Origin of the sequence: Streptomyces sp. NBC_00414 (assembly GCF_036038375.1) — a bacterium.
Classification (GTDB): domain Bacteria; phylum Actinomycetota; class Actinomycetes; order Streptomycetales; family Streptomycetaceae; genus Streptomyces.
In genome coordinates, this window is record NZ_CP107935.1 from 1,217,851 (window position 1) to 1,234,380 (window position 16,530).

General features: G+C 71.0%; 15 protein-coding genes and 1 riboswitch. Of the genes, 5 read left to right on the top strand and 10 right to left on the bottom strand.

The features are described from left to right. Together OHS59_RS05360 and OHS59_RS05365 are read right to left on the bottom strand one after the other, a co-directional pair. A complete protein-coding gene (locus OHS59_RS05360; RefSeq protein WP_328492237.1) occupies window positions 1–1,683 on the bottom strand; it encodes a cellulase family glycosylhydrolase in 1,683 nt (560 codons plus the stop codon). Between the two features lie 167 nt (window positions 1,684–1,850). After that, window positions 1,851–2,591: a nuclear transport factor 2 family protein gene (locus tag OHS59_RS05365; protein WP_328492238.1), complete on the bottom strand. Its 741-nt coding sequence runs from the start codon at window positions 2,589–2,591 to the stop codon at window positions 1,851–1,853. 259 nt (window positions 2,592–2,850) lie between these two features. After that, window positions 2,851–3,032, top strand: a riboswitch (cobalamin riboswitch). A gap of 30 nt (window positions 3,033–3,062) precedes the next feature. Between OHS59_RS05365 and OHS59_RS05370 the strand changes: the two genes are divergently transcribed. Genes OHS59_RS05370 through OHS59_RS05385 form a run of 4 tightly spaced genes read left to right on the top strand, consistent with a single transcriptional unit; the run spans window position 3,063 to window position 5,850 of the window. Next, window positions 3,063–3,785 (top strand): energy-coupling factor ABC transporter permease, encoded by a 723-nt coding sequence (locus tag OHS59_RS05370; protein WP_328492239.1) that lies wholly within the window; start codon window positions 3,063–3,065, stop codon window positions 3,783–3,785. Continuing rightward, entirely contained in the window at window positions 3,782–4,228 is a 447-nt protein-coding gene (locus tag OHS59_RS05375) for an energy-coupling factor ABC transporter substrate-binding protein (protein WP_328492240.1), read from the top strand. Before OHS59_RS05370 ends, OHS59_RS05375 begins: the two co-directional genes overlap by 4 nt. A 6-nt stretch (window positions 4,229–4,234) precedes the next feature. Continuing rightward, window positions 4,235–4,984, top strand: a complete 750-nt coding sequence (cbiQ, locus tag OHS59_RS05380; protein ID WP_328492241.1) for a cobalt ECF transporter T component CbiQ — start codon at window positions 4,235–4,237, stop codon at window positions 4,982–4,984. After that, entirely contained in the window at window positions 4,981–5,850 is an 870-nt protein-coding gene (locus OHS59_RS05385; protein WP_328492242.1) for an energy-coupling factor ABC transporter ATP-binding protein, read from the top strand. The genes cbiQ and OHS59_RS05385 overlap by 4 nt, the downstream gene beginning before the upstream one ends. Before the next feature lie 50 nt (window positions 5,851–5,900). On the opposite strand, the gene OHS59_RS05390 is transcribed toward OHS59_RS05385, so the two are convergent. The 3 genes from OHS59_RS05390 to kstD form a co-directional block, all read right to left on the bottom strand. Then, on the bottom strand, window positions 5,901–7,574 hold the full coding sequence (locus OHS59_RS05390) for a serine/threonine-protein kinase (protein WP_328492243.1): 1,674 nt from the start codon (window positions 7,572–7,574) through the stop codon (window positions 5,901–5,903). A gap of 10 nt (window positions 7,575–7,584) precedes the next feature. Further along, complete coding sequence (locus tag OHS59_RS05395; RefSeq protein WP_328492244.1) at window positions 7,585–8,229, bottom strand: GNAT family N-acetyltransferase; 645 nt, start codon at window positions 8,227–8,229, stop codon at window positions 7,585–7,587. Window positions 8,230–8,291: 62 nt separating this feature from the next. After that, window positions 8,292–10,145, bottom strand: coding sequence for a 3-oxosteroid 1-dehydrogenase (gene kstD, locus OHS59_RS05400; RefSeq protein ID WP_443061385.1), 1,854 nt, complete (start codon window positions 10,143–10,145; stop codon window positions 8,292–8,294). A gap of 196 nt (window positions 10,146–10,341) precedes the next feature. Here kstD and OHS59_RS05405 point away from each other — a divergent pair, with 196 nt between their 5' ends. Continuing rightward, complete coding sequence (locus OHS59_RS05405) at window positions 10,342–10,905, top strand: CGNR zinc finger domain-containing protein (protein WP_328492245.1); 564 nt, start codon at window positions 10,342–10,344, stop codon at window positions 10,903–10,905. A gap of 324 nt (window positions 10,906–11,229) precedes the next feature. Here OHS59_RS05405 and OHS59_RS05410 read toward each other — a convergent pair whose 3' ends face one another. The 5 genes from OHS59_RS05410 to OHS59_RS05430 all read right to left on the bottom strand — a co-directional run bounded on the left by OHS59_RS05410 (window position 11,230) and on the right by OHS59_RS05430 (window position 16,204). Further along, entirely contained in the window at window positions 11,230–11,412 is a 183-nt protein-coding gene (locus tag OHS59_RS05410) for a hypothetical protein (RefSeq protein ID WP_328492246.1), read from the bottom strand. A gap of 155 nt (window positions 11,413–11,567) precedes the next feature. Further along, window positions 11,568–12,965, bottom strand: a complete 1,398-nt coding sequence (locus tag OHS59_RS05415) for an FAD-dependent oxidoreductase (RefSeq protein ID WP_328492247.1) — start codon at window positions 12,963–12,965, stop codon at window positions 11,568–11,570. A gap of 169 nt (window positions 12,966–13,134) precedes the next feature. Continuing rightward, the gene (locus OHS59_RS05420) at window positions 13,135–14,328 is read right to left on the bottom strand and encodes a DUF6545 domain-containing protein (protein ID WP_328492248.1); all 1,194 of its coding nucleotides are present in this window, start codon (window positions 14,326–14,328) and stop codon (window positions 13,135–13,137) included. Window positions 14,329–14,464: 136 nt separating this feature from the next. Next, complete coding sequence (locus tag OHS59_RS05425; protein ID WP_328492249.1) at window positions 14,465–15,661, bottom strand: MAB_1171c family putative transporter; 1,197 nt, start codon at window positions 15,659–15,661, stop codon at window positions 14,465–14,467. Window positions 15,662–15,664: 3 nt separating this feature from the next. Continuing rightward, window positions 15,665–16,204, bottom strand: a complete 540-nt coding sequence (locus OHS59_RS05430) for a toxin-antitoxin system, toxin component (protein ID WP_328492250.1) — start codon at window positions 16,202–16,204, stop codon at window positions 15,665–15,667. Between the last annotated feature and the right edge of the window lie 326 nt (window positions 16,205–16,530).

A 16,530-nucleotide genomic window follows, 5' to 3' on the forward strand; every position in this document is an offset into this window, starting at 1 on the left:
TCAGGCGGTGGCGCAGGTGGCGCCGTTGAGGGTGAATGCGGTCGGGGCCGCGTTCACGGCACCCTTGTTGGCGGTGAAGCCGACGGTGACCGAGCCGCTCGCGGGGATGGTGGCGGTGTACGAGGCGTTGGCGACGCTCACCGTGGCACCGCTCTGGGTCGGTGTTCCGCCCCACATGTTGGAGACGGTCTGGCCGTCGGCGAAGGCGAAGACCAGCTTCCAGCCGCTGATCGCCGAGGTGCCCGTGTTGCGGACGGTGATCTCGCCCTGGAAGCCGCCCGGCCACTCGTTGGTCACCCGGTAGCCGACGGAGCAGCTCGTGCCGGGTGTGCTGCCGCCGTCGGCGGTGGTGACGTTCACCGTGGCCGAGCGGGGCGAGCGGTTCCCGGCCGCGTCACGTGCGTGGACGGCGAAGGTGTACGCCGTGTTCGCGGTGAGTCCGGTCACGGTGGTGGTGTTGGTGGTGGACGCGGCGACGGTGGTCTCGGTGCTTCCGCTGACGCGGACGATGTCGTAGGCGGTGACGCCGACGTTGTCGGTGGCGGCGGTCCAGGTGAGGGTCACCGACGTGGCCGCAACGGCGGAGGCCCTGGGGGTACCGGGAGCGGTCGGGGCCTGGGTGTCACCCGGGTTTCCGCCGCCGTAGACGGTGGCTTCCTCGGACGTCTGGGCTATGCCGTTGGCGCCGTTGAAGATGCGTTGGCCCCAGGAGCTGAGCTGTGTGGGGTCGAAGCCGATCGCGAGGTCCAGGATCGGGTCGGTGTTGCCGCTCCAGGACCAGGCGAGGTAGCCCAGCCTGAGCTGCTGCGCCGTGGCCATCATGGTGTCCTCGTCGGGGTCGCCCCACTGGTCGGCCGGGCCGCCGAACTCGCCGATGAGGATGGGCAGTCCGGCGTCGACGAAGGCGTTCAGGTAGTCGGTGATCTCCGCCGCGGTGTCGAAGACGCTGTACATGTGGATCGAGAAGATCAGGTTGCCGGTGGTGTCGGCGTCGTACACGGCCTGGGCGTTGGCACGCATGACTCCTTGCCAGTCCTGGCCCCAGTTGGGCGCGTCCACCATGATGGTGTGCTCGAACCCGGCGGCGCGCAGCTTCTTGACGGCGGCGATCGTGGGGTCGGTCCAGCCCGCGGGATCGGTGTTGCCCCAGGGCTCGTTGCCGATGTTGACGATGACGTAGTTCTCCTGGCCGGTGAGCACGCTCTTCAGGCCGATCCAGTAGTCGGCCGCATGGTCGAGCGTGCCGGCCGCGGCGTCCTCGCCGTAGCCGGTGGTGTCGTGCACCTCCAGTACGCAGATCAGCCGGTTGGCCTTGCACTGGGCGATGACGGCAGCCACGTCCTCCGGACTGTTCCTGCTCCACCGGTGGCCGTCGGAGAGGACGACCCGGACGGTGTTGGCGCCGAGCGCCTTGACGTCGGCCAGCGACTGCGTCTCACCCGGGTACCAGGTGTGGGCGTGGTTGACGCCGCGCATGACGAAGTCGTTGCCGTTGCCTTCGAGCAGGCGGCCGTCGTCGATATGGAGGCCGGTCGCGAGGGCGCCTGGCGATTCGCCGGGCAGTTGGGCATGCGCGGTGGTCGGCACCAGGGCACCGAGAACGACGAGCCCGAGAAAGGCGGCCAGCCCGGCCAGCAGCATGCTGACGTGGCTCTTTCGTGTCGTGCTTCTTGCTCTTCTCACTGCGACTCCAGGAAGTGAGCGCCAAGAAACGTGAGTTTCGGGAAAGTGGGAGCGCTCCCATAGAGTCATCTTGCCAGGAGCACGTCAAGACTTGGCGCACGCTCCGGCACGTACCGGATGTTCTGGAGGGGCCTCTGGGGCTTCCGGGGAAGCCCCTCCAGAGCCCGTCAGACCCCCATGGCTCCGGGCACCCCGGTGTCGAAGGGAACGGACGTGTGCTGGTGGACGATCAGCCAGCGGTCGCCCGTCAGGCGGTAGCCGGTGGTCACCCGCGCCGTGGTGTCCAGCGCGTCACCGCTGACCGGCGTGGCGCGGATCCGCACGAGCGCGTGGCTGAAGGCGATGCTCTCGTCGACCCGGACCTGGAATTCGAGCACCTCGCGCTCCACCGGTCCCGACAACGTCGAGAACCACACCTCCTCGGCCTTGCGGAGGGCATCGATCCCGCGCTGTTCCAGACCGCTCACCGGGTGGAACACCTCGACGTCCGGCGCGTAACAGGCCATCGCCCGGTCGAAGTCCCGCTCCCTCCCGGCAGTTGTCAGCTCCGCGTCGAGGCGGCGGATCTCCCCCTCCGCGTCCTCGTCGTCCCAGAACGCGCGCACCTCCATGGCCCCGAGGGCCGCCACCGGATGCTTCACGGCCGCCTCGACGGCCTCCTCCAGACTGTCGCACTCAAGGATGTCGAACCCGGCCACGTACTCCTTCGTCTCCGCGAACGGCCCGTCGCTGCGCAGCACTTCACCGCCGCGTACGCGCACGGTCACCGCGTCGGCCGGGGGGCGCAGCCGGTGGCCGTGCAGCCGTACACCGCGTCGCACGCTCAGCTCCTCCACCCATGGTTCGACGGGTGCCATGTCCGAGGCGTCGGCGGTGTCGTCGCCGCAGACCAGCAGCATGTACTTCATGTTTCCTCCCGGTGTTCCTGAGATCCCTGTACCCGACCGACGAACCGGGCGGAGCCGAATCGACACCCCCGCAGCATCTCTTGTGCATCCGTGGTCACAGAAGGCGGCGCCCGGGCGGGGCGCGGCCTCTTCCGGGAACTGCCGACCCGTGAACAGGGCGCCTGAACAGGCGCTCCCGTCGCTCCGGAGGAACCGGCGCGCGCTGCGTGAGCACTCTCACGCCCCCCGAGGGCCGCTTGTCACCACCCCGGTACGCGCACTACTGTCACGACGCCTTGGTGCTCGGGAAATCGGTGTGATGCCGGTGCGGCCCTCGCCACTGTGATCGGGAAGTCCGGCTCCGGCCCTCACGGGCAGCCACTGGGTCCTCGGACCCGGGAAGGCGGAGCACGGGTGGTGTTACCCGTAAGCCAGGAGACCGGCCAAGGCGCGTCAACCATCCACGAGGTGCTGGAGAGGGTCTGCTGAACCATGCACATAGCCGAGGGTTTCCTTCCTCCCGGCCACGCGGTCGCCTGGGGCGTCGCGTCGGCGCCGTTCGTCGTCCACGGAGTCCGGTCGCTCACCCGTGAGGTCCGTGAACACCCCGAGAGCACACTCCTCATCGGGGCGTCGGGTGCCTTCACCTTCGTTCTCTCCGCGCTGAAACTGCCGTCGGTGACCGGGAGCTGCTCGCACCCCACCGGCACCGGACTCGGCGCCATCCTGTTCCGGCCGCCGATCATGGCGGTCCTGGGCACCATCACCCTGCTCTTCCAGGCACTGCTGCTCGCGCACGGCGGGCTCACCACGCTCGGCGCCAACGTCTTCTCGATGGCGATCGTCGGGCCGTGGGCCGGCTACGCGGTCTACCGGCTGCTCCGGCGGTTCGACGTGCCGCTGATGGTCGCGGTGTTCTTCGCCGCGTTCGTCGCCGACCTGTCCACCTACTGCGTCACGAGCGTGCAGCTGGCGCTCGCGTTCCCCGACCCGAGCAGCGGATTCCTGGGCGCGCTCGGCAAGTTCGGCTCCATCTTCGCCGTCACCCAGATCCCGCTCGCGGTGAGCGAGGGGCTTCTCACGGTGTTCGTGATGCGGCTGCTGGTGCAGTCGAGCAAGGGCGAACTGACCCGGCTGGGCGTGTTCCTCGCCAAGGGGCAGTCCCGGACCGGGACGACCGGGACCACGGAGACGACCGAGGCGGTGGCCCGATGAGCCGTAACGCGAAGATCAACGCCCTGCTGCTGCTCGTCGTGGCCGCGCTCGCCGTACTGCCGCTGGCCTTCGGCATGGGCGATCACAAGAAGGAGCCGTTCACGGGCGCCGACGCGGAGGCGGAGACCGCGATCACCGAGATCGAGCCGGACTACGAGCCGTGGTTCTCACCCCTGTACGAGCCGCCGTCCGGTGAGATCGAGTCGGCGCTGTTCGCCCTCCAGGCAGCCCTCGGCGCGGGCGTCCTCGCCTACTACTTCGGCCTGCGCAGGGGCAGGCGCCAGGGCGAACTGCGTGTCCTGGCCCAGCGGGAGGACGGCCAGGACGCCGCGCCCGGAACGAGTCAGGATCCCGTGCCCGGCACAACCTCGGACGCAGACTCAGACGCGGCTGCGGGGAGCACGTCCGGCGGCACCGGTGGGTCCTCCGTCGGACGGACCTGAGTCTTCGTGCTGCCGATCGACGCGGCGGCGCACAGCAGTCGCTGGCGCCGCCGCCATCCCGTGGACAAAGCCGTGCTCGGTCTCGGCCTGACCGTACTGGCGATCTCTCTCCCGCCCTGGCCGGGCGCCGCTCTTGTCCTGGTCACCGCCCTCACCCTGCTGCTGGGCCCGGCCGCGGTACCCGGGCGCCGGCTCTGGCGCGCCTACCGGGTGCCGCTGGGCTTCTGCGTGACCGGAGCACTCCCCCTGCTCCTCCAGGTCGGCGGCCCCGAAGGGTTCGTGACCCTGGCCGACGGTGGGGCGGTGCGCGCCGGTGAACTGCTGCTGCGTACCTCCGCCGCCTCCCTCGGCGTCCTGCTGTTCGCGTTCACCACTCCGATGTCCGACCTGCTGCCCCGGCTGGTGAACGCCGGAGTGCCCGCACCGGTCGTGGACGTCGCGATGGTCACGTACCGGATGAGCTTCCTGCTTCTCGACTCCGTACGCCGTGTCCGGGAGGCGCAGGCCGCGCGGCTCGGGCACACCACGCGGGCCGCCACCTGGCGTTCGCTGGCCGGGCTCGGCGCCACCGCCTTCGTCCGGGCCTTCGACCGGGCGACCCGACTGCAGGCCGGGCTCGCCGGGCGCGGTTACGACGGCACCCTGCGCGTCCTGGTCCCGGAGGCCCGGATCTCCGCGCGCTTCACACTCGCCGCCGTCGCGCTGCTCGCGGCGGTGGCCGCACTCACCCTCGTACTGGAAAGGCCGCTGCGATGAGCGAGCCCGTGCTGGTCGCCCTGCGGGGCGCGTCCTACGCGTACGAGGACGGCCCGACCGTGCTCAGCGGCCTCGACTTCGAGGTGCGCGCGGGGCGTGCGCTCGCCCTGCTCGGCCGCAACGGCAGCGGCAAGACCACGCTGATGCGCCTGCTCAGCGGCGGACTGCGGCCGCACGTGGGGCAGTTGACCGTCGAGGACCGCCCGGTCCGGTACGACCGCAAAGGCCTGACCCTGCTGCGCACGACCGTCCAGCTGGTGGTCCAGGACCCGGACGACCAGCTCTTCGCCGCGTCCGTCGGCCAGGACGTGTCGTTCGGCCCGCTCAATCTCGGCCTGCCCGACACCGAGGTACGGGCCCGGGTGGACGAGGCGCTCGCCGCACTGGACATCACGGCCCTGGCCGACCGGCCCACCCATCTGCTCTCCTACGGGCAGCGCAAGCGGACCGCGATCGCGGGCGCCGTGGCGATGCGGCCACGTGTCCTGATCCTCGACGAACCGACCGCGGGGCTCGACCCGGACGGTCAGGAACGGCTGCTCGCGACCCTCGACGGGCTGCGCGAGAGCGGTACCACCGTGGTGATGGCGACGCACGACGTGGACCTCGCCCTGCGCTGGGCCGACGACGCGGCGCTCCTCACCCCGTCCGGAGCGGTCACCGGCCCCGCGGACACGACCCTGGCCCGCACCGACCTCCTGGCTCAGGCGGGACTGCGCCTGCCCTGGGGCGTCGCGGTGGCCGAACTCCTGGGTGCGCAGGGCCTGTTGACCGACCCGTCCGCCGGTCCGCGTACGGCGGACGAGCTGGCCGCCATGGTCTCGGCAGCACGGCACTCCGCTCCCCCGGTAGCAGCCGACAACTGACGCCAGACGCCAGACGGCTGACGGCTGACGGCTGACGGCCCGATCCGCCGTCAGTCGGCAGGCATCACCCGGGTCACCTTGCCGCGGATGTCGGCCTGCAGGTAGCCGCTCCTGCCGTACTCGTCGCTGAGGTAGACCGAGATCTCCGCCGGCCTGTCGAACACGTCGTTGGGCGACTTGACCAGCAGGTAGCGGCTGGTGGCCTTGTCGACGTTCAGCTTCTTCTCCGCCTCGGCGAGCAGGGCGGGGATCCGGTCCCAGTCGAAGCCGTCCAGGGTCATCGGCAGGGCTCCACCGGCCAACTGAGCCTTGATCGAGCTCTCTTGTACACCCCGGCCCACGTAGTAGGTGTAGCGGTCGTAGCTGGTTCGGCTGCCCTCGACCATCACTTCCGCGGAGAGGTAGTCGGGGTAGACCGTGATGCTGCCGTACCGGTCGCGGCCCGTCTCCTTCTCCAGGGCCTTGATCGCGGTGCGGACGCCGGCCGGTGTCAGCAGGTCGGTGGTCTTCGTCGACCCCGTCCGCCGGGGCGTGGGGCTCGCGTCGGCCTTGCCGCTCTCGTCGTCCTTGCCGTCCTTGCCGGTGGAGGAGGCGTGGGCCGACGGATTCGCCGTCGCTCCGTTCGTCGAGTCGCCCGAGGCCGACGATCCCGGCCCCTCCCCGTCGGGCAGGAGCGTCCACGCCAGCACGCCCACCAGCACCGTTCCCACGGCTGACAGGGCGACCGTGGTCCGGCGCCCTCGCCTCGCGGGCCCTGCAGGCTGTGTGGGCTGTACGGGCTGTATGGGCTGTGCAGATGCCGGGCCGGGTGGCCCGGGCACCGCGTCCCGCGGAGGCGTGAGCCGGTAGGACGTGGACTCCGTACGGTCCTCGGGTTCGGCACCCTTCTCCGCCACGGCCATCAGCATGCGGTCGAGCGTCCCGGCGTCCGGGCGGGCCTGCGGGTCCTTCACCAGCACCCGCATCAGCACGTCCGCCAGCGGACCGGCTCGTCCGGGCGGCGGCACGTCCTCGTAGAGAACGGCGGCGAGGGTGGCCATCGTCGTGCCGCGGCGCAGCGGATGCTCGCCCTCCACCGCGGCGTACAGCATCATCGCCAGCGACCACAGGTCCGACGCCGAACCGCCGTCGTCGCCCGCGATGCGCTCGGGGGCCATGTAGTCGGGCGTACCGATGATCGAACCGGTGGCGGTGAGGGCCGTCGACTCACGGATCGCGGCGATCCCGAAGTCCGTGAGCACGGGGCGGCCGTCGGGGCGCAGCAGGACGTTGGCGGGCTTGACGTCCCGGTGCTGGATACCGGCGTCGTGCGCCGCCCGCAGCGCCGCCAGAATCTCCCGGCCGATCCGTGCCGTCTCCACGGGGGTCATCGGGCCCCGCTCCAGGCGGTCGGCGAGCGAACCGCCGCCGACCAGTTCCATCACGATCCACGGATAGGTTCCCTCGCCGCCGTCGACGATGTGATGGATCGTCACGACGTTCGGGTGATCGATCCTCGCGAGCGCCCTGGCCTCGCGCAGCACCCGCTCGCGCAGCAGCCGCGCGCCGTCCGGGTCGTACTCGGCGAGGCCGATGTCCGGAGGCCGCACCTCCTTGACGGCCACGTTCCGGTGCAGGGCCAGGTCCGTGGCCCGCCAGACCGTGCCCATCCCGCCGCCGCCGAGCCGGGACTCCAGCCGGAACCGCCCGTCGATGACCCGTCTGCCGGAGTCCGCGTCGCTCATGCGCGGGAGCTTAGAGGACAGGTCCGACAGGGGTTCCCCCGGCCGTCGTTCTGCCCAGGTAGGTGAGGGGGCCGGGGTCGGGCACCGGGATCTCGTGGAAGCCGAGGCGGTCGTAGAACGCGCGCGCGGCGACGTTGGCGGTGACCATGCCCAGGTGGACGGCGGAGACTCCGCGGTCGTCCAGGGCGGCCAGGAAAGTCTCCATCAGGCCCCTTCCGAAGCCCCGTCGTTGCCATTCCGGCAGGAGGTCTATGTGCAGGTGTGCCGGATACGCCGCCAGGTCGGGCAGGATCATCCGCTCGGGAGTGTGCAGGAGGTGGATCATCTCCTCACTGGGTGTCCGGGGTTCCGCGGTGGGCTCGGGATAGCGATGGACGACCCGCGGGATCCAGGTCGTACGGAAGTTCTTGACGAAGTCCTCCGTGTCGGCGGCGCCGAGGATGTAGCCGACCGCGCGGCCCGATCCGTCGTCGAGGACGAAGGTGAGCTCCGGCTCCAGGTGGCAGTAGGGCGCGGCGAAGATGGACGGCATCAACTCCTCGTCGGGGTAGCGCTTCCGCGAATCCCCTCCTTCGAAGGCGGTTCTCACGCAGACGTCCGCGACCGCGGCCCGGTCTGCGAGTCGGTAGGGACGGATGGTCGGCTGTGGATGCATGTCGAGCATCCTGGCCGCCGCGGGAGCGCTCCCACAAGCGGGTAGCGGCTTCTCGTCGGACTTCAGGTCCCGGCGGTCGCCGCGATGTCCCGGGCCGCGATGTAGCCGAAGGTCATCGCGGGTCCGATCGTCGAGCCCGCGCCCGCGTAGCTGTGCCCCATGACGGCCGCGCTGGCGTTCCCGGCGGCGTACAGGCCGGGGATGACGGATCCGTCCGGGCGCAGTACTCGCGCCCGGGCATCCGTGCGCAGGCCGCCCTTGGTGCCCAGGTCGCCCGGGACGATCCTGAAGGCGTAGTAGGGGGCCAGCCACAGCGGTGCCAGGCAGGAGTTCGGGAGGATCGCGGGGTCGGTGTAGTAGTGGTCGTAGACGCTGTCGCCACGGTGGAAGTCGGTGTCGTTGCCGTTCTGGGCAAGGCTGTTGAAGCGGTTGACGGTGGTCCGCAGGGCGGCCGGCGGCACACCGATCCCCTGGGCCAGGGCGTCCAGCGTCCAGGCCTTGTGGGCGGCACCGGACTCGTACCACGCGTCGGGGAACACGGAGGTCGGAGCGACGTCCTTGAAGAGGTAGCGGTTGCGGTAGTTCTGGTCGACGATCAGCCAGGCCGGGATGTGCGGGGAGCTCGCGTTCTTGTCGTACATGGTGTGGACGACATCGCTGTAGGGGGCCGCCTCGTTGACGAAGCGCGCTCCTGCGGCGTTGACGAGGAGACCGCCGGGCAGGGTTCGTTCGGCGAGGCAGAAGTAGGGCTGTCCGGGCAGCGGGACGGCCGGGCCCCACCATGCGTCGTCCATCAGGTCGAGTGCGGCGCCGGCCCGTTGGCCCGCCCGGATGCCGTCGCCCGTGTTCTCCTTGGCGCCGACCGTCCACTCGGTGCCGATGGGCTGCCGCTGGTACTGGGCGCGCATGGCCGCGTTGTGCTCGAAGCCGCCCGAGCCGACGATCACCCCGCGCCGGGCCCTGACCAGTGCGGGTGTGCCGTTCTTGGTCACCACGGCTCCCGCGGTGGTGCCGTTCTCCGAGTACAGCTCGGTGAACGGGGTGTTCAGCCATACCGGGACCTGGGCCGCGAGCAGTCCGGCGCGCAGGCCCGCCGCCAGAGACTGGCCCATGGTGAGGGGCTTCTGGCCGAGGAGCGCCGCCCTGGTGCCGCGGGCCAGGCACTCGGTGGCGACGGCGGCGCCCTTCGCGCTGACCGCGGCGAGGGCGAGCCACTTGTAGTCGGCGCTGAAGACGACCATGCCGTTGGGAACCGGCAGGTACGGGGGGTTGAGCCGGGCGAGTTCGGCACCGAGGACGTTGCCGTCGAGCTGGGCGGGTTCGATGGAACGGCCGCCGGGCAGGCCTCCGGGCAGTTCCGGGTAGTAGTCGCTGTAGCCCTCCATCCAGCGGAAACGCAGCGGGCTGTTGGCCATGACGAAGGAGATCATGGCGGGCCCCTGTCCGAGGAAGGCCTGTCTGCGGTCCGCGGAGACGTCGGGGCCGACCACGGCGGCCAGATAGGTCGCCGCCTTCGCCGGGGTGTCGGGCACGCCCGCGGCCAGGATCACCGGGTTGTTCGGGACCCAGATTCCCGCGCCCGAGCGTGCCGCCGAACCGCCGAAGGTGGCGGCCTTCTCCACGACGACGCAGGTCAGTCCTTGCTTCGCGGCGGTGAGCGCGGCGGTCATCCCCGCCGCGCCGGACCCGATCACGACGACGTCGTACGTGCCGAGCAGGGGCAGGTCGGCCGCTCGGGCCGTACAAGGGACCCCGGCGGCGAGCGCGAGACCGGTTCCGGTCGCCGCGCCGAGCACCCGGCGCCTCGACGGGCCGGACGCGGAGGAGGGCGGAGAGGACGGGGAGGAGGGCGGGGAGAGCGGGGAGGACGGTAAGGGGGTGTCGGTGCGTCTCGCGGGGTCCGCGCTTGTGGCCATGACAGGGCGCTCCAACCGGACGAAGGAATGGGAGAGCGTGCTGTGCTCCGGGGGCCAACGGGCGTCCGGCGTCCCGGTTGTGCGGCGGAGTCAGGAATGTGGCGCGAGGGTCTTGGTAAGTCAAGGGTCACGTCGGCCCCTTCTGACCTGCCGGTCGGACCTTGCACGGGCAATCGTCACCTGCCAAGATGGTGACGTGAATGTGGATCATGTCTTCGTGTGCGGAAACCCGGCCCTGGACTTCGCCGCGACGCTCCGCGCCCGCCACACGCTCCGCTTCGAGATGCTCGTGTCGCCGGAGCGGCTGGACGCCTGGTATCTGGAGGCGGGAATCGTCGACGCCCTCTCCCCCGGCGGAGACTCCGACGTGGCGCGGGCGGTGACCGTACGGGAGGCCGTCTACGAGCTGGTCACCGCCCGTCGCCTCGGAGAGCCCTACGACGACAGGGCGCTCGACACGGTGAACGGCGCGGCTCGCAGGCCTCCCGCGACACCGCAGCTCACCGCGTCGGGGCGGTGGACGGAGGCCTCGCCGGAGGAAGCGCTGTCCACGGTCGCGCGGCTCGCCGTGGAGGTGCTCAGCGGTCCTGACGTGCCGCTGCTCAAGGAGTGCGGGAATCCCGAATGCACCCGCGTCTACATCGACCGGTCCCGCGGTATGCGCCGGCAGTGGTGCGGCATGGAGTCCTGCGGGAACAAGCTCAAGGCGGCGGCCTACCGCGCCCGCAAGAAGCAGGCGGGGGCACCCGCCGCGCACTGACGCGCGCCCGCTCGGGCCCGCAGCACCGGTAGCGCCGGTAGCGCTGCGAGCCGTCGACTGCGCGGGCCGTCAGGAGCGTGCGGACCTCAGGGGTTCACAGGTGTCGCGGGACCGCGAATACCGGCGGTCCGTAGGCGCCCGAAGTCCGCGGACGCCCTAAGCCGGCGGACATCGCAAGCCCCGCGAACGTCGCAAGCCCTGCGGAGTCACAAGCCCTCGAACGTCGCAAGTCCTGCGGAGTCACAAGCCCTCGAACGTCGCAAGCCCACGGAGTCACGAGCCCTCGTACGCCAAAAGGCCGTGGACGTCAGAAGGCCGTAGCCGTCAGATGCACGTGCGAACGAGCCACTCGTCGTCGTTGTACGCGTTCCGCGCGGGATCCACGACCGTGGCCGGCTTCTCCTCGACGGTGTCCGCGAGACGGATCCTCTCCGGCAGCGAACCGAACCGCGCACGGCGTGCCGCGTCAGCGACATCCGGGACCTGAACCATTTCCTCACGCGCCATCTCGGCCTCCTGCGTCTCGGAGCTGCACGACGTCACCTGTTCGACTGGTGATGATCCTCGCAGAGGGGGTCATCACCAGTCAAGGGGGTGACGAGGGCGGCGGAGGCCGTGATCCGCGCCCCGCGGCGGGGGTCAGGACATGACCCGCGCGAGGGTCAGGCCATGACCGCCGCGCGCTCGCGGTCCGTCAGCGGCGGGCCCGAGAGATGCGGCTTCTTGCGGCCGAAGCAGACCAGGGCGAGCATGTCGGGCCTGAGGAGCCGGGAAGGCGGCTTCTCCATGCTCATCACGTCCAGCAGGATGCGCAGGGCGCGAGGGTTCCGCGATCCCGCGTCGACGGCCCTGTCCACGAAAGCGGCCAGGGCCTTCTCCAGCCGGGTGGGGGGCTCGTCGCTGGCTCCCGGGTAGAACACGTCCTGCCCCACGGCCAGGCTCCAGGCGTTCTCGACCGGACGCGCCGCGCCTCTCTGGATGCGCCGGGCCGTGCCGGGCGCGCACAGGTCCTGCCGTTCCAGGATGTGCCGCAGTGCGACGACGCTCTGCGCGGCGGCGCTCAGCCCGTGTCCGTAGACGGGGTTGTAGCCGGCGACCGCCTCGCCGAGGACGGCGAAGCCGTCGGGCCAGCGGGCCGCCTTCTCGTAGTAGCGGCGCCTGTTGGCCGTGCTGCGGGTGGTGACGACGTCCGTCTCGGGCTCGGCGTCGGCGAGGAGTTCACCGATAACGGGATGCGGCAGACCGAGCGCGAAGGGCACGAACTCCGCGTTGTCGGCACTCGGTCGGCCTCCCCTGGTCCCGGCGAGCGTCACCAGCCAACGGCCGCCCTCGATGGGGGTGATGATGCCGCCCCTGCCGGGGTTCTGGCGGGGATCGGCCTGCACGTTGACGATCGGGAACCCGTCGGCGGTCGTACCGGGGGCGCGGTAGATCCTGCTGGCATAACCGAAGCCGGCGTCGACCGTGCGCTCCGCGACCGGCGGAAGCCCGAGGTCCCGGAGCCAGTCGGGGGCACGGCTGCCCCGTCCGCCGGCGTCGATCACCAGGTCGGCCGGGAGGGTGCTCTCGGTGTCCGCCGACCGTATTCGTACGCCGGACACCCGGCGGGCGCCGCCTTCCAGGGACAGCAGTTCGGTCTCCTGGCGCAGGGTGATGCGCGGGTCCGTCAGCACTCTGGCGCGGATCACCGCGTCGAGCAGGTCACGGCTGCACAGCAGGCTGACGTGGCCGGCGTGGGTGAAGCGCCGGAACCACTGCCCCGAGGGGGCCTTGGACACCAGGTCGGCCATGACGGGTGTTCTCCGGGCGCCACGGTCGGCGAGTTGGTCGACGATGCCCGGCAGGAGTTCGTCGAGGGCCTTGACCCCACCGGACCACAGCACGTGCGCGTGCCGGGCCTGTGGCAGGCCCTTTCGTGGCCGTGGGCCGTCAGGCAGCAGGTCCCGCTCGATGATCGTGACGTCCGCGTGGTCGGCGAGCACGGATGCGGCGAGCATGCCCGTCATACCCCCTCCGACGACGATCGCGCTGCGCCCGGGGGTGGAGTTCGTGTCAGGCATGGGTGGCCCTCTCTGTTGCCCGGCGCCACCCGGCGTCGGCGCATGGCTGCGGCACGCGGGGCGCGCGGGTACGGGTGATCGCTGTGCGGAGCGCGGGAACCGGGATCCTTCCCGGTCCGGCCGCCCGTTGATCGAACCATGCGCGCGCCGGAGAGCCACCTCGGGCCCGCTAAGCCCTGTCGTGATCGCGGTCGTTGTCGTGGTCGCGGTCGTGCCGTAGCTTCTGCTGGGCCGCCTGCTGACGGGCCGCCCACCGCCGGGCCTCCGCGACGGCGGGTGAGGACGACAGGGCCCGTGCGAGCTGCACCATCAGGTGGGGCTGTGCGACGGACCGCAACCGGCCTACGTCGGAGGGGAGTTCGGCGTCGGGGCCCGCACAGACGCGCACCCTGGCCGCCGCGAGCATGGCCGCCTCGGCGACGATCTCCGCGTGGTCCAGCGCCACCGCCCTGCGGACCTCGTCGTCGAGGTAGGGCGAGCACACCAGGACGCCGTCCAGGATCGTGATCTCCTGCTGGACCAGGCGCACCACGGGGAGATCCCACCAGTGGGTGTCGGCCACCGGTGCCCGCAGTTCGCGCAGCTCCAGCCAGAGCGGTCTGAGGAGGCGATACCGCCGCCAGGCGCGGAAGTTGTCCACGGTGGAGGGGCCGACGCGCGGCAGCGCGAAGCCGGCGGCGACGGTGACTCCCGCGACCGCCACGAGCGGCGGTGAGAGGCTCGTGGAGAGGAAGTCCCAGTCCCGGCCGCCCCAACGGGCGCCGATGGCAAGGTACTTGGCGATCTGGTACGACAGGTCGAAGAGCACGCCGACGACGATCAGCGTCAGACCCTTGCGGGTGAGGTCGCGCACCTTCCGCAGCCAGGCCAGACACATGCCCGCGAGGGCGGCGGTGGCCGCGGTGTGGGACACCAGGTACAGCAGGATCATCTCGCGCATGTACGGCGTCCTGGCGTAGTACGTGTCCAGGTCCCGGGTCCGCTCCACGGGCACGTCGGCCAGCGCGAAGAGGGCGACGATCCCGACGATCACCAGTCCGTAGACGCACACCACGGCACGGGAGGCGCGGGCCACCCGCTCGGGCTCGCCGCCTCTCCAGGCGATCATCAGCACGAGGTAGCAGGCGCTGAGCCCGGACATCCCCGAATAGACCAGCGGCGCCGAGAAGTTGGCGATGCCCATGAGGTCGTTGACGACTCCGATGGTGGGAGGCGCGGACAGGATGCACACGAGAGCGCCGATGAGCAGGACCGAGATGCTCGCGGCCATCAGGGGGTCGCGCCAGGCTCCCCGCATGGCGGGCAGGTTGAGGACGGCGGTGGCGAGAAGGATCACGCCAGGGATGTAGAAGACGACGTCCACGACTTCACCGGCCTTCCGTGGCCACGGAGGGCCGCGCCAGTGCGCGTGCTCGGACCGGTACGAGCAGGGGCCGGGGTGCCGGACGCGCGCTCGGGCAGGGCTGGGCGGCGGCACTGAGCGACGGTGCGAAGGTGCTTCATGTGGGGGACTTCTCGCCGTCGTCGACCGGGGAAGCGGTACGGCTCTCGCGGGCCGCCGCGACGATCGGCGACGTACGCAGCGCGGCCGATACACCCACGGGAGCGGTGCGCACCGCGCTGATCTCGGAGTGGTCGGGCAGGGCACCGGAGCCGACGGGCAGGCCCCGGTCGGCCGACCGGACCGCGGCGGCGACCATCGCCGCCTGTCCGATCCGGGCGGCCTCGTCGTCGGCGTGACCCGCGGCGACCGCCGCGGCCCTCGCCCGTGTACGGACCCCGATGTCGAACCACGGTGCCACGAGGCTCAGTCCGTCCTGGATGCCCGCCTCGCGCTGGGTGAGGCGGACCTGGGGCGACGAGTACCACGGGACGGGCCCGGCGAGCGGCGTCCGGGGTGAGGCGCCCCCGAGTTCGCGCCACAGCGGGCGGAGCTTGCGGTAGGTCCTCGCCGCCCGCCAGTTCCAGACCACCCAGGGGCCCACGAGGGGCAGCAGGAATCCGACGGTGGCGCAGGGCGCGGACATCGCGGAGAGGAGCGGCGCCAGGGTCGTACTGAGGGATCCCCAGTCCTGGCCCGCCCAACGTGCCGCCACCGCGGCCAGTTTGAGACCGCTGAAGGCGAGGTTCAGCAGCCAGCCGAGGACGAGGATCCACAGTCCGGCCCGCAGCCACCCGCTGACCTGGAGCGCCCAGCGCCAGCACAGCACCGTGGTGACGAGCGCGGCGGTCATGTGGGCGACCAGGTACAGCACGATCATCTCGCGGATGAACGGGGTCGTCGCGTAGTAGGTGTCGAAGTCGGTGTGGCGGTCCACCGGGGCGTCACCGAGCGCGAAGAGGACGACCAGCGCGACGACGACCAGGGCGTACCCGGCCTGCCAGCGCCGCGAGACACTGCGCACGTACGCCGGAGGGCCCCCGCGCCAGTGGACGATGAGCAGCAGGCAGGCGGCGCTGAAGGCGCTGATGATGCCGTACACCAGCGGGCTGGAGAAGTTGGCCGTGCCGGTGGCCTCGTTGACGGCGGTGATCGTGGGAGGAGCGGCGAAGAAGAAGCCCGCGCCGCCGAGAGCGATCACGAGGCAGACGGACCGGACGAGCGGGTCGCGCCAGTCCTTCACCAGGCCCGGCAGTTTGACGGCCAGGCCCAGCAGCGTGGCGACGGCCGGTATGTAGTAGTCGGAGGAGTCCACCGCTCAGACCTGTGGCCTGCGCTGTCCCAGGGACGCACCGATACGGCCGGCGATCCGGCCGCGGTCCATGGCCGCGCTGCCGGGCTCGCCCTCCAGCCAGACGCGGAGGCGGGTGACCGCCAGCAGTCCGAATCTCTCGGCGTCCGCCTCCTCGCGCCGGTCGAACTCGGTGCGGGCGGCCACCTTGCGTACGGGCTCCTGGAGTTCGGGGAGTTCGGTGCCGGTCGAGACCAGGCGGGCCGCCACCGCCTTGCCCACGACGTGGTTGCCGCAGTCCCCCTTGAGCATGTGCCACACCTCGTGGAAGAAGATCGCCAACTGGTGCAGGGACGTCGCCCGCTTGTCCACCACGATGAGATCGTAGGCGGGGAGGTCGAGCCACAGTCCGCTCGCGGTCCGGTGCGGGAACTCCTCCTTCACGAGCCGGACCTCGCGGCCCCTCAGCTCGCTCACCTTCGTGATCAGCGCGGCGAACAGCAGGTCGGGATCCGTGGGCACGGGCAGCGTCAGCCCGTCGACCAGCTGACCGATCAGATTCCGCATCTCTCTGGCTTTGCCTGTGCGCACCGCTCTCCCCGCGAACCTCAGCACGGGCACCGTCGCACGGCGTCCGCCGAATCCCACCCTGCCTGCCGTACATCCGGTCGAAGGCCTTCGGCGGTCGTGCGTGAGCCGGGCCCGGGGCGACGCCCTCGGTCCTGACCACCGGCACGGGCTTCAGCGCGCCCAACTCGGTAGGCAAATATGTCAAACGTGAGCCGTATCGGCCACACCGGACCGGAAGAAATGCCCGGAAGGAAGCGATCTGAAATACCGAACAAACGCGACATGCACTGGTCTGGTCCTGGCGCATCCGTTGCGCTCACATC